The following is a 12901-nucleotide window of genomic DNA, read 5'->3' on the forward strand; positions in this document are numbered from 1 at the left end:
GGTCAGGTCCCCAGGACCGCGGCGGGGTGGCCGAGATGAACCGTCAACGGCCGGCTCCAACGGTCGGCGCACACATCTCCGCCGGCCGGGGTCTCACGCCGGCGGACCAGAACGCGAGGAGATGGGACCTGTGACCATCCGGGTTGGCATCAACGGCTTCGGCCGGATCGGCCGCAACTTCTTCCGGGCAGTGCTGGCGTCCGGCGCTGACATCGAGGTCGTGGCGGTCAACGACCTGACCGACAACGCCACGCTCGCCCACCTTGTCAAGTACGACAGCATCCTGGGCCGCCTCCCGCACGAGGTGAAGGCCACCGCCGACGAGATCACCGTGGGCGGCAAGACCATCAAGGCGTACGCCGAGAAGGACCCGGCCAAGCTGCCGTGGGGTGAGGTCGGCGCCGACGTCGTCATCGAGTCCACCGGTTTCTTCACCGACGCCACCAAGGCGAAGGCGCACATCGACGGCGGGGCCAAGAAGGTCATCATCTCCGCGCCGGCGAAGAACGAGGACGTCACCGTGGTCATGGGCGTCAACCAGGACCAGTACGACCCGGCCAAGCACACCATCATCTCGAACGCCTCCTGCACCACCAACTGCCTCGCCCCGATGGCGAAGGTGCTGCACGACACGTTCGGCATCGAGCGCGGCCTGATGACCACCATCCACGCGTACACCCAGGACCAGAACCTGCAGGACGCTCCGCACAAGGACCTGCGTCGGGCCCGGGCCGCCGCGCTCAACATCGTGCCGACCTCGACCGGCGCCGCCAAGGCGATCGGCCTGGTCCTGCCGGACCTGAAGGGCAAGCTGGACGGTTACGCGCTGCGCGTGCCGATCCCGACCGGCTCCACCACCGACCTGACCGTCACGGTCGGCCGGGAGACCAGCGTGGACGAGGTCAACGCCGCGCTCAAGGCGGCCGCGGACGGCCCGCTCAAGGGCATCCTGGTCTACAACGAGGACCCGATCGTCTCCTCGGACATCGTCACCGACCCGGCGTCCTGCATCTTCGACGCGCCGCTGACGAAGGTGATCGGCAACCAGGTCAAGGTCGTCGGCTGGTACGACAACGAGTGGGGCTACTCGAACCGCCTGGTCGACCTGGTCAAGCTGGTGGGTAGCTCGCTGTGAGCATCCGTAACCTCGACGACCTGCTCGGCGAGGGGGTGTCGGGTCGGCGCGTGCTGGTGCGCGCCGACCTGAACGTCCCGCTCGACAAGCAGACCGGTGAGATCACCGACGACGGCCGCATCCGGGCCGTGCTGCCGACCCTCAGCGCGCTGGTGCAGGCCGGCGCCAAGGTGGTCGTCTGCTCGCACCTGGGCCGCCCGAAGGGCGCGCCGGATCCGCAGTTCAGCCTCCGCCCGGTCGCCGGGCGGCTGGGCGAGCTGCTGGGTGCCCCGGTCCACTTCGCCGAGGACACCGTCGGCGACTCGGCCCGCGCATGCGTGGAGGGCCTGGCCGACGGCCAGGTCGCGCTGCTGGAGAACCTGCGCTTCAACAAGGGCGAGACCAGCAAGGACGACGCCGAGCGGGGCGCCTTCGCCGACCAGCTCGTCGCCTTCGGCGACGCGTACGTGGACGACGCGTTCGGCGCGGTGCACCGCAAGCACGCCAGCGTCTACGACGTCCCGGCCCGGCTGCCGCACTTCGCCGGCCGGCTGGTGCTGCGCGAGGTCGAGGTGCTCAGCAAGCTGACCGGCGACCCGGAGCGGCCGTACGTGGTGGTGCTCGGCGGGTCGAAGGTCTCCGACAAGCTGGCGGTGATCGAGGCCCTGCTGCCCAAGGTCGACCGGCTGCTCATCGGCGGCGGGATGTGCTTCACCTTCCTCAAGGCTCAGGGCCACGAGGTGGGCAGCTCGCTCCTCGAGGAGGAGATGGTCGAGACCTGCCGCAACCTGATGGAGCGCGAGCCGGGCAAGATCATGCTCCCGGTCGACGTGGTGGCCGCGGTGGCCTTCGCCCCGGACGCCGAGCACCACACGGTCCGCGCGGACGGCATTCCGAACAAGCGGGTCGGGCTGGACATCGGTCCGGAGACGGTGGCCGGGTTCGCCGCCGCGCTGTCCCAGGCGAAGACCGTCTTCTGGAACGGCCCGATGGGCGTGTTCGAGATGGCCGCGTTCGCCAACGGGACCCGCGGGGTGGCCGAGGCGATCGCGAAGTCCGGCGCGTTCAGCGTGGTGGGCGGCGGCGACTCCGCGGCCGCGGTGCGGACGCTCGGGCTGGACGAGTCCGCGTTCGATCACATCTCCACCGGTGGCGGCGCCTCCCTGGAGTACCTGGAGGGCAAGACCCTCCCCGGCATCGCGGCCCTGGAGAGCTGAATGGCGAGCACCACCCGCCGGCCGCTGATGGCCGGCAACTGGAAGATGAACCTGAACCACCTCGAGGCCAACCTGCTGGTGCAGAAGCTGGCCGCGAGCCTGACCGAGAAGCAGCTCACCGACGTCGAGACGGTGGTCCTGCCGCCCTTCACCGACCTGCGTACCGTGCAGACCGCGGTGGACGGCGACAAGCTGCTGATCGGCTACGGCGCGCAGGACCTGTCGCCGTACCAGTCGGGCGCGTACACCGGGGACATCTCCGGGCCGATGCTCGCGAAGCTGGGCTGCACCTACGTGGTGGTCGGCCACTCCGAGCGCCGGCAGTACCACCACGAGGACGACGCGCTGGTCAACGACAAGGTGAACGCGGCGCTTGCCAACGGGCTCACCCCGATCCTGTGCATCGGTGAGGGGCTGGAGATCCGCGAGCAGCTCAAGCACGTGCCGCACTGCTGCGACCAGCTCGACGGCGCGCTCCGCGGGCTCACCGCGGAGCAGGTCACCAAGGTCGTCGTCGCGTACGAGCCGGTCTGGGCGATCGGCACCGGCAAGACGGCGACCCCGGAGGACGCCCAGGAGGTCTGCGGCGAGGTGCGCAAGCGCCTGGTGGAGACCTTCGACCAGCAGACCGCGGACCAGGTCCGGATCCTCTACGGCGGGTCGGTCAAGGCGTCGAACATCGCCGCGATCATGGCCCAGCCGGACGTGGACGGGGCCCTGGTCGGGGGCGCCAGCCTGGACGCCGAGGAATTCGCGCAGATCTGCCGGTTCCCGGAGCACATCGCCCGCTGATCGCTCGCTATCCTTGACGCTGCCCGTCCACCGGTCGGTGCCACCGTGCCCGACAAGGACCGGGCAGTGATCGCAACGAGAGGACTGACCCCCGCCATGCCGATCTGGTTCGCCTACACGATGATCGTGTTGCTGGTCATCACGAGCATCCTGCTGACCCTGCTGATCCTCCTGCACCGCGGCAAGGGTGGCGGGCTGTCGAGCATGTTCGGCGGTGGCGTCAGCTCCAGCCTGGCCGGCTCCTCGGTGGCCGAGAAGAACCTCGACCGTTACACCGTTCTGGTCGGGATCATCTGGTTCGCGTGCGTCGTCGGGATCGGGCTCTGGCTCCGGCTCCAGCTCGCCAGCGGCTCCTGACCCGGCACGTCAAGTCGTACAATCTGCGCGCGGTCCGTCACGGACCGCGCGCAGTTTTGTTTTCCGCTGCACCGCGTCGCCCGCCGCCCACCCCGAGCGGCGGTCCCCTCCGACGACAGGAGCGAGCAGCCGTGCCGAGTGGCAACGTCATCCGCGGCACCCGCATCGGGTCCGCCCCCGAACGCTTCGACCAGCGCACCGAGCCGGCCCCGCGGCGGCCGGTCGTCTACTGGTGCCGCAACGACCACCGGATCGAGTTCCTGATCGCCGCCGAGGCGGAGGCGCCCGCGACGTGGGACTGCCCGCGCTGCGGCGAGCCGGCCGGCCCCGACCCGGGAAACCCGCCTGGGCGGGTCCGCACCGAGCCCTACAAGACCCACCTGGCGTACGTGCAGGAGCGGCGTACCCCGGAGCAGGCCGAGGCCCTCCTCGCCGAGGCCCTCGACACGCTCCGCCGCCGCCGCGGCGGCACCTGACGCGCGCTGCGCCCCCCCCGCCCTGATGGAGCCTGACGCACGGAAAGAGTGGCCATCCATCGGGGGACAGCCACTCATTCCGTGAATCTGCGGGCCGGGGGCGGCGGGGAGCCGCGGCGGACTCAGCGCAGGCTGCGCAGGCGGGGCGGCACGTCGGCCGCCGCGGCCCGGTCCAGCAGCCAGAGGGTACGGGTCACCCCGTGCACCCCGGCCGCCGGCAGCTGCACCGGGCCCGCCCCGGCCAGCGCCATGCCCACCGCCCGGGCCTTGTCCGCGCCGGCGGCCACCAGCCAGACCTCCTCGGCCGTGTTGATCGCCGGCAGGGTCAGCGTGGTGCGCACCGGCGGCGGCTTGGGGCTGCCGCGTACCGCGCTGACCGGGCGCTTGTCGTGGTGCACCGGGTGCTCGGGGAAGACCGACGCCACGTGCCCGTCCTCGCCGACCCCGAGCAGGAGCACGTCGAAGTGGGGGAGCGCGGCGTGGCCGGGCCGGGCGGCCCGGGCCAGCTCGTCCGCGTACCCGGCGGCGGCCGTCTCCGGGTCGTTGCCGGCCGGCCCGTCCGAGGCCGGCATCGGGTGGATCCGGGCCGGGTCCAGCGGCACCGCGTCCAGCAGCGCCGCCCGGGCCTGCGTCTCGTTGCGCTCCGGGTCACCGGCCGGCAGGAACCGCTCGTCGCCCCACCAGACGTCGACCCGGGACCAGTCGACGGCGTCCCGGGCCGGCAAAGCCGCCACCGCCCGGTACACCGCCGCGGCGATCCGCCCGCCGGTCAGCACCACCGACGCCTGGCCGCGGTCCGCCTGCGCGTCGAGCAGCTTCACCACCAACCGGGCCGCCACCGCCTGCGCCAGCAGGTCGGGGTCGGCGTGTACGGCGACACTCGCCTCACTCATGCATCGTGCCTTCGTGTTCCGACCGCCCCACGGCGGTCACCTGTGCTGTCCGACCGCCGAGCGGTCCCTGCTCCGCCTGCCGGCGCGGCAGCCCGCTCACTCGTTGGCGGTCGCGCCGGCGTGCGCGGTGACCCCGGCCTCGGCCCGCCGGGCGGTCGCCGGATCCTTCCACACGTGCACCCGCTGGCCCGGACGCTGGTCCAGTCCCGAGAGGCCGGCGGCCGCGCCGAGCGCCTCCGCGTACACCTGGTCGGCGTCGAGGCGGCGCAGCTCCTCGGCCAGTTCGTCGCCGAGCGGGCGACGGACCAGCGGCAGTGTCCGGTCCTCCTGGCCGGTACGCCGGAACGTCGCCACGCTCTCGTTCCGGGTGAGGGTGAGCTCGTCGCCGTTGGCGCAGCGCAGCTGCACCTCGCGCATCCGGGGGTACTCGTCGGTGTGCTCCCAGACCGGGTCGATGCCGAGCCGGGCCGCCAGCCAGCCGCGCATCAGCGCCGCCGTCGGGTCGGTCCGCGGCGCCACCACGGTCGCCTCGGTGACCCGTGCGCTGGTGGTGTCGAACGCCCCGGCGACCAGGGTGCGCCACGGGGTGATCCGGGTCCAGGCCAGGTCCGTGTCGCCCGGGGCGTAGTCGCGGGCCCGCTGCCGCAGCGCGGCGATCGGGTCGGCGGCCTGCGCCGAGTCGGTGATCCGGCGGTCCGCCACCACGCCGAGGAAGTCGGTCGCGATCTCCTCCGGCGGCTCGCCGTGCCACCAGGTCACCACCGGCACGTCCGGCACCAGCAGCGGCATCACCACCGACTCGGCGTGCAGCGCGAGGCGGCCGTACATCCGGGTGACCACCGCCTCGCACGGGCCGAGCCGGCCGCCCACGACGATCTCCGCGTCGAGGCGGTTGCGGTCCCGCTCGACGTCGGAGCGGACCACCACGAGCAGCCGGCACGGGTGCGCGGCGGCCGCGATGGTCGCCGCCGCCTCCGCCTCCCGGACCCGCTTCTCGTCCACGACGACGATCAGGGAGAGGGCCATGCCGCTGGCCACCCCGCCCGCGCTGCGCCGCTCGGCGGCGAGCGCCTTTACCACCTCGTTGCCGGTGGTGTCCCACAGCCCGATCAACGGATCCTCCTGGTCTGCTCGGTCATGCCCGCCGCCAGGCCCGGCCCTCGCGGGCCAGCATCTCGTCGGCGGCCCGCGGGCCCCACTCACCGGCCCGGTACGGCTCCGGCTTGGTGCCCGCCCAGGCGTGCTCCAGCGGGTCCACCGCCTGCCAGCTCTGCTCGACCTCGGCGGCGTCCGGGAACAGCGTCCGGTCGCCGATCAGCACGTCCAGCACCAGTCGCTCGTACGCCTCCGGGCTGGACTCGGTGAACGCCTCGCCGTACTGGAAGTCCATCGCGATGTCGCGGACCTCCATGGTGGTGCCGGGCACCTTCGAGCCGAACTTCAGCACCACACCCTCGTCCGGCTGGACCCGGATGACGAGCTGGTTGGGGCCGAGCGACTCCATGTCGGCCGGGTCGAACGGCAGGTGCGGCGCCTTCTTGAACATGATGGCCACCTCGGTGACCCGCCGGGGCAGCCGCTTTCCGGCCCGGATGTAGAACGGCACCCCGGCCCAGCGCCGGTTCTGGATGCCGAGCTTCACCGCCACGTACGTCTCGGTGGTGGAGTCCGCCGGAACGCCCTCCTCCTCCAGGTAGCCGCGGGCGCGCTCGCCGCCGACCCAGCCGGGCAGGTACTGGCCGCGGACGGTGTCCCGGGCGACGTCCTTCGGCACCGTGATGGCCTTGAGCACCTTCAGCTTCTCGGTCCGGATCTCGTCGGCGTCGAAGCTGGTGGGCTCCTCCATCGCCACCAGGGCGAGCAGTTGGAGGAGGTGGTTCTGGAGCACGTCGCGGGCGGTGCCCACCGAGTCGTAGAAGGCGGCCCGGGTGCCGATGCCGACGTCCTCGGCCATGGTGATCTGCACCGAGTCGACGTACTTGGAGTTCCACAGCGGCTCGAACAGGTTGTTGGCGAACCGCAGGGCCAGGATGTTCTGGACCGTCTCCTTGCCCAGGTAGTGGTCGATCCGGAAGACGTCCTGCCGGGTGAAGACGTCGTCGACCAGGTCGTTGAGCGCCTTGGCCGAGGGCAGGTCGTTGCCGAACGGCTTCTCCACCACCACCCGACGCCAGCCGCCGGACTTGGCGTTGTCCGCCATGCCGGTGCGGGCCAGCTGCTTGAGCACCACGGGGAAGGCCGCCGGGGGGATGGAGAAGTAGAAGGCGGCGTTGCCGGGGATGCCGTGCGTGTCGCGCAGCTCGTCGAGGGTCGCGGCGAGGTGGTCGAACGCGGCGTCGTCGTCGAACGAGCCACCGACGAACTTGATGTTGCCGGCCAGCCGCGCCCACACCTCCTCCCGCCACGGGGTACGCGCGTGCTTCTTCGCCGCCTCGTGGGCCAGCGACTCGAAGTCGCCGTCACCCCAGTCGCGCCGGGCGAAGCCCAGGACCACGAAACCGGGCGGCAGCAGCCCCCGGTTGGCCAGGTCGTAGACCGCCGGCAACAGCTTCTTGCGGGCCAGGTCGCCGGTGACCCCGAAGATCACCAGAGCGCACGGCTCCGGGATCCGCGGCAGCCGCCGGTCCTGAGGGTCGCGCAGCGGGTTCATGCTGCCTCCTCGCTCCGCTGATTCCAGGTCATTCATCGTCACGTCCGTGTCCGTCCGGCCGCATCCAGCAGCTGGGCGACGCCCGCCGCCCGCTCGGTCAGGTGCAGTCGCAGCACCGGTCGCTCCCGGCCGGCCAGGGCCTGCCGGTCGCCGGCGGCCTGGGCCGCCTGAAGTTCCCCGAAGGTGTACGGGCGGCCGGGCACCGGCAGATCATCGGTGACCGCGCCGGTCACCTGAAGGTAGCTGCCGACCCGTGGGCCGCCCTTGTGGTACTGCCCGGTCGAGTGCAGGTAGCGGGGGCCCCACCCGAAGGTCACCGGGCGTCCGGTCGCCCGCGCCAGCAGCGGGCGCAGCCCGGCCACCGCCGCGTCGCCGAGCCGGTCCAGGTACGCCGTCACCGCCAGGTATCCGTCCTCGCCCAAGCCGTCCAGCAGCCAGCGCAGCACGCCGGCCAGGTCGCCCGGGGCGCCAGCCGGGGCGTACACCTCGACCGCCCCCTCGGTGAACGACGGCGCCTCCGGCGGTGGCCCGGCGGCGAGGATGCGGGCGGTGTTCTCCTTGCTCTCGGCGACGTTCGGCTGGTCGAACGGGTCGACGCCGAGCACCACCCCGGCGAGCGCGGTGGCGTACTCCCAGGCCAGGAAGTGGGCGCCGAGGGGGCCGTTGACCGCCACGTCGGCGACCCCGGCGCCCGGGGCCTGGCCGGGGCCGAGCGCCCCGCCGTAGCTCACGGTGAGCACGTCCGGGCCGCTGGCGCCGGGGGCGTCGGGGGACTCCAGCACCACCGGCAGGATGCCCACCCCGCCCTTGCCGGTCGACTCGGCGAGCAGCTGCTCGGCCCAGTCGCCCAGCCCGTCGACCCCCGTGCCGTCCGCGGTGAGGGCGACCGTGGCCCGGCCCGTGGTGGCCGCCGCGCCGAGCGCCGCGCCGAGGGCCAGGCCCGGGTTGTCGCGGTCCCGCCCCAGCGACTCGGCGAGGGCGTCGGCGTCGTCGAGCAGGTCGGTCACCGCCACCCCGGCGAGGGCCGAGGGGACCAGGCCGAAGGCGGTGAGTGCCGAGTATCGGCCGCCCACCTCGGGGTCGGCGAGGATGGTGACCACGCCCATCTCGGTGGCGGTCGCCTCCAGCGGGGAGCCCGGGTCGGTGACCACGACGAAGTGCCGGGCCGCCTCCGCCTCGCTCATCCCGGCGTCCAGGAACGCCTGCCAGTACGCCCGCCGGTGGCTGTCGGTCTCCACCGTCCCGCCGGACTTGCTGGCGACCACCACCACGGTCCGCTCCAGCCGGTCGGCCAGGGCCGCCCGGACCTGGCCGGGATCGGTGGTGTCCAGCACGGTCAGCGGCCGGCCCAGGCTACGGGCGATCACCTCCGGGGCGAGCGACGAGCCGCCCATCCCGGCGAGCACCACGTGGTCCAAGTCGGCCAGTTCCTCGACCAGCTCGGCGAGCTGGGGGAGGAGTTCCCGGCCGCGGCGGTGGGTGTCCACCCAGCCGAGCCGGATCTTCGCCGTGGCCTCCGCGTCGGCACCCCAGAGCGTGGGGTCCTTGGCGGCGAGCCGGGCGGGGACGTCCCGGGCGACCAGCGCCTGGCGCACGGACGCCGGCGCGGACCCGTCGACCGCGTCGGCGCCGTGCACGCCCAGCCCGGCGGCGACCTCCACCGGGCCGGCCAGCAGGTCGCTCATGGCGTCACCCCGCTCGGCTCGGCGCCGGCCTCGGCGCGGTACCGGCGAGGTGCGCGCTGGCGCTCGCTCATGCCGGTACCCCGCGACCCCGGGTGGGGACGGCGCGGCGTGTCCCGGGGCGGCGCCCCGGGACACGCCCGACGCCGTTGGTCACGCGTTGCCCCCGGCCTTCTCGGCGGCCTGCGCGTTGCCCTTGGCGATCCGGCCCGGCTGCCCGGCGCCCCTGGCCGCCTCGGCGAGCGACTTCTTGACCCCGTCCAGCAGCTCCAGCCAGCTCGCCTCGAACTTCTCCACGCCCTCCCGCTCCAGGGTGGCGATCACGTCGGCCATGTCCACGCCGACGGCCAGCAGGCCGTCGAAGGCCTTGCGAGCCTCGTCGTACCCGCCGGTGACGGTGTCGCCCCGCACCTCACCGTGGTCGGCGAAGGCGTGGATGACCGACTCCGGCATGGTGTTGACCGTGCCGGACGCGATCAGCTCCTCGACGTAGATGACGTCCCGGTAGTCCGGGTTCTTCGTCGAGGTGGAGGCCCACAGCGGGCGCTGCGGGTGGGCGCCGGCGTCGGCCAGGGCCCGCCACCGGTCGGAGCCGAAGACCTCGCAGTAGCGCTCGTACGCCAGCCGGGCGTTGGCGATGGCGGCCTTGCCGCGCAGCGCCTTGGCCTCGTCCGAACCGATCTTCTCCAGCCGCTTGTCCACCTCGGTGTCGACCCGGGAGACGAAGAACGACGCCACTGAGCCGATCTTGGACAGGTCGTGCCCGTTCGCCTTCGCCTGCTCCAGGCCGGCCAGGAAGGCCTCCATGACCTGCGAGTACCGGTCCAGCCCGAAGATCAGCGTGACGTTCACGCTGATGCCCTGGGCGAGGGTGGCGGTGATCGCCGGCAGGCCCGCCTCGGTGGCCGGGATCTTGATGAACAGGTTCGGCCGGTCGATCAGCCACCACAGCGCCCCGGCCTCGGCGACGGTCTTCTCCGACTCGTGGGCCAGCCGCGGGTCGACCTCGATGGAGACCCGGCCGTCGACGCCGGCGCTGGCGTCGTACGCCGGCCGCATCACGTCGCAGGCCCACCGCACGTCGTACGTGGTGAGCAGGCGGACGGCCTCCTCGACGTCCACCCCACGGATGGCGAGGTCCTTCAGCTGCCAGTTGTACTCGTCGGCGTCGCTGAGCGCCTTGGCGAAGATGGTCGGGTTGGAGGTCACCCCGACCAGGTGCTTCTCCCGGCGGAGCTGGTCCAGCCCGCCGGAGCTCAGCCGTGTCCTGGAAAGATCGTCGAGCCAGATCGCCACACCCGCGGCGCTCAGCTCACCAAGCCTGTCGGTCATGCCGTCCACGCTCCCCTCAGTTGCCGGTGGGGTTGCCAGTGATGTCGCCCACCCGGGTCAGTGCCGCGTGCGCGGCGGCCACGATCCGGTCGGGAGTGAACCCGAACTGCTCGAAGAGCACGGTGTGCGGGGCGCTCGCCCCGTAGTGCTCCAGGCTCACGGTCTCGCCGCAGTCGCCCACGATCGCGCGCCAGGACATGGCGATACCCGCTTCCACGCTCACCCGTGCCTTTACCCCGCGTGGCAGCACCGACTCCCGGTAGGCCTCGTCCTGCGCGAAGAACCACTCCTGGCAGGGCATGGAGACCACCCGGGTGGGGGTGCCGTCGGCCTCCAGCCGCTCCCGGGCGGTGAGGCAGAGCTGCACTTCGGAGCCGGTGCCGACCAGGATCACCTGCGGCCTGCCGCCGGACGCCTCGGCCAGCACGTAGCCGCCCTTGGCGGTGCCCTCGGCGCCGGCCAGCGCGCTCCGGTCCAGGGTCGGCAGCGGCTGGCGGCTGAGCGCCAGCGCGGTCGGCCGGTCGCTGTGCTCCAGGGCCTGCCGCCACGCCCACGCGGTCTCGTTGGCGTCGGCCGGGCGGACCACGTCCAGGCCCGGGATGGCGCGCAGCGCGGTCAGGTGCTCCACCGGCTGGTGGGTCGGGCCGTCCTCGCCGAGGCCGATCGAGTCGTGCGTCCAGACGTAGACCACCGGCAGCTTCATCAGCGCGGCGAGCCGGACAGCGGGGCGCATGTAGTCGCTGAAGACCAGGAACGTGCCGCCGTACGGGCGGGTGCCGCCGTGCAGGGCGATGCCGTTGAGGATGGCGCCCATGCCGTGCTCACGGATGCCGAAGTGCAGGGTGCGGCCGTACTCGTCGCCCGGGAAGTCCTTGGTCGCGTGCACCGCGGGGACGAAGGACGGTTCGCCCTTCATGGTGGTGTTGTTGCTCTCCGCCAGGTCGGCGGAGCCGCCCCACAGCTCGGGCAGCACCGGGGCGAGGGCCTCCAGGACCTTGCCGGAGGCGGCCCGGGTGGCGATGCCCTTGGCGTCGGCCGGGAAGGTCGGCAGCGCGTCGGTCCAGCCCTGCGGGAGGGTACGGGTGGACATCCGGTCCCACAGCGCCTTGCGCTCCGGGTTGGCCTGCGCCCACGCGTCGAACGCGGTGGTCCACGCCGCCTGGGCCTCGGCGCCCCGGTCCATCACCTGGCGGGCGTGCTTGAGCACCTCCTCGTCGACCTCGAAGGTGCGCTGCGGGTCGAAGCCGAGGATCTCCTTGGTGGCCTTCACCTCGTCGGCGCCGAGTGCCGAGCCGTGGATCTTGCCGGTGTTCTTCTTGTTGGGCGCGGGCCAGCCGATGATGGTGCGCAGCGCGATGAAGGAGGGACGGCCGGTCTCCGCCTTGGCGGCCAGCAGCGCCTGGTGGAGCGCCTCCACGTCCTCGTGGTAGTCGCCCTGGTCGGCGTCGCCGCGGCGCCAGTCGACGGTCTGCACGTGCCAGCCGTACGCCGCGTAGCGGGCCGCGACGTCCTCGCTCTTGGCGATCCGGGTGTCGTCCTCGATCGAGATCTCGTTGTCGTCGTAGATCACGCAGAGGTTGCCGAGCTGCTGGTGGCCGGCGAGCGCGCTGGCCTCGTGGGTGATGCCCTCCTCGATGTCACCGTCCGAGGCGATGCACCAGATGTCGTGGTCGAAGGGCGAGTCGCCCCGGTCCGGCTCGGGGTCGAAGAGGCCGCGCTCCCGGCGGGCCGCCATCGCCATGCCGACCGCGTTGCCCAGGCCCTGGCCGAGCGGGCCGGTGGTGGTCTCCACCCCCGGGGTGTGGCCGTGTTCGGGGTGACCCGGGGTGAGCGAGCCCCACTGGCGCAGCGCCTTGAGGTCCTCCAGGCTCAGCGGGTAGCCGGAGAGGAAGAGCTGGATGTAGAGCGTCAGGCTGGAGTGACCGGCCGAGAGCACGAACCGGTCGCGGCCGGGCCAGTTCGGGTCGGCCGGGTTGTGCCGCATGACCCGGTTGAAGAGCAGGTACGCCGCCGGGGCGAGGCTCATGGCCGTGCCCGGGTGGCCGTTGCCGGATTTCTCCACGGCGTCCATGGCCAGCACGCGGACCGTGTCGACGGCCCTGCGGTCGAGATCGGACCAGTTGAGAGCGGGAAGCTCGGGACGGTTGGCAGCCACGATGGTTGTGCTCCTCGGCAGATGGGCGGAACCCTCACTGATGACCCTATCGAGCGTCCCTAAACGTCCGCCCGGGGATCTCTGCATGCTGTTCTGTACGTGTCCGACCGGATCGGTCGTTCACCGGTGACTGTGACGGCCCGCACCGTTGTCGGGTCTGCGGGGCAGCGAAAACGACGACGCGTAGTCTGTGGGGCGGTGTGTGGACCCGGACGGGTCCTTGGCCGACCCCG

General features: G+C 72.5%; 11 protein-coding genes. 5 read left to right on the forward strand and 6 right to left on the reverse strand.

What is annotated here, in order from left to right; genetic code table 11:
- Nucleotides 1-130: 130 nt before the first annotated feature.
- From gap to ACGFI9_RS18215, 5 genes are all read left to right on the forward strand, one after another.
- Nucleotides 131-1135 (forward strand): type I glyceraldehyde-3-phosphate dehydrogenase, encoded by a 1005-nt coding sequence (gene gap, locus ACGFI9_RS18195; RefSeq protein ID WP_393179143.1) that lies wholly within the window; start codon nt 131-133, stop codon nt 1133-1135.
- Nucleotides 1132-2331, forward strand: coding sequence for a phosphoglycerate kinase (locus ACGFI9_RS18200; RefSeq protein ID WP_393179144.1), 1200 nt, complete (start codon nt 1132-1134; stop codon nt 2329-2331). Before gap ends, ACGFI9_RS18200 begins: the two co-directional genes overlap by 4 nt.
- Complete coding sequence (gene tpiA / locus ACGFI9_RS18205; RefSeq protein WP_393179145.1) at nt 2332-3123, forward strand: triose-phosphate isomerase; 792 nt, start codon at nt 2332-2334, stop codon at nt 3121-3123.
- Between the two features lie 96 nt (nt 3124-3219).
- A complete protein-coding gene (gene secG, locus ACGFI9_RS18210) occupies nt 3220-3480 on the forward strand; it encodes a preprotein translocase subunit SecG (RefSeq protein WP_393179375.1) in 261 nt (86 codons plus the stop codon).
- 131 nt (nt 3481-3611) lie between these two features.
- Entirely contained in the window at nt 3612-3956 is a 345-nt protein-coding gene (locus tag ACGFI9_RS18215; RefSeq protein WP_393179146.1) for an RNA polymerase-binding protein RbpA, read from the forward strand.
- Nucleotides 3957-4078: 122 nt separating this feature from the next.
- Here the strand turns inward: ACGFI9_RS18215 and pgl are convergent, their stop codons facing one another.
- The 6 genes from pgl to tkt all read right to left on the reverse strand — a co-directional run bounded on the left by pgl (nt 4079) and on the right by tkt (nt 12668).
- On the reverse strand, nt 4079-4849 hold the full coding sequence (gene pgl, locus ACGFI9_RS18220; protein ID WP_393179147.1) for a 6-phosphogluconolactonase: 771 nt from the start codon (nt 4847-4849) through the stop codon (nt 4079-4081).
- Nucleotides 4850-4945: 96 nt separating this feature from the next.
- Nucleotides 4946-5962 (reverse strand): glucose-6-phosphate dehydrogenase assembly protein OpcA, encoded by a 1017-nt coding sequence (locus ACGFI9_RS18225; protein ID WP_393179148.1) that lies wholly within the window; start codon nt 5960-5962, stop codon nt 4946-4948.
- Nucleotides 5963-5984: 22 nt separating this feature from the next.
- A complete protein-coding gene (gene zwf / locus ACGFI9_RS18230; protein ID WP_393179149.1) occupies nt 5985-7499 on the reverse strand; it encodes a glucose-6-phosphate dehydrogenase in 1515 nt (504 codons plus the stop codon).
- 38 nt (nt 7500-7537) lie between these two features.
- Complete coding sequence (locus ACGFI9_RS18235; protein ID WP_393179150.1) at nt 7538-9184, reverse strand: glucose-6-phosphate isomerase; 1647 nt, start codon at nt 9182-9184, stop codon at nt 7538-7540.
- 150 nt (nt 9185-9334) lie between these two features.
- A complete protein-coding gene (tal, locus tag ACGFI9_RS18240) occupies nt 9335-10513 on the reverse strand; it encodes a transaldolase (RefSeq protein ID WP_393179151.1) in 1179 nt (392 codons plus the stop codon).
- Nucleotides 10514-10529: 16 nt separating this feature from the next.
- The gene (gene tkt / locus ACGFI9_RS18245; RefSeq protein WP_393179152.1) at nt 10530-12668 is read right to left on the reverse strand and encodes a transketolase; all 2139 of its coding nucleotides are present in this window, start codon (nt 12666-12668) and stop codon (nt 10530-10532) included.
- Between the last annotated feature and the right edge of the window lie 233 nt (nt 12669-12901).

Origin of the sequence: Micromonospora sp. NPDC048930, from assembly GCF_043197935.1 — a bacterium.
GTDB lineage: Bacteria > Actinomycetota > Actinomycetes > Mycobacteriales > Micromonosporaceae > Micromonospora.

Bases quoted from the DNA above. Each gene is read 5' to 3' on its own strand.
- tpiA (WP_393179145.1), top strand. From the start codon at position 2,332: ATGGCGAGCACCACCCGCCGGCCGCTGATGGCCGGCAACTGGAAGATG.
- secG (WP_393179375.1), top strand. From the start codon at position 3,220: ATGCCGATCTGGTTCGCCTACACGATGATCGTGTTGCTGGTCATCACG.
- pgl (WP_393179147.1), bottom strand. From the start codon at position 4,849: ATGAGTGAGGCGAGTGTCGCCGTACACGCCGACCCCGACCTGCTGGCG.
- zwf (WP_393179149.1), bottom strand. From the start codon at position 7,499: ATGAACCCGCTGCGCGACCCTCAGGACCGGCGGCTGCCGCGGATCCCG.
- ACGFI9_RS18235 (WP_393179150.1), bottom strand. From the start codon at position 9,184: ATGAGCGACCTGCTGGCCGGCCCGGTGGAGGTCGCCGCCGGGCTGGGC.
- tal (WP_393179151.1), bottom strand. From the start codon at position 10,513: ATGACCGACAGGCTTGGTGAGCTGAGCGCCGCGGGTGTGGCGATCTGG.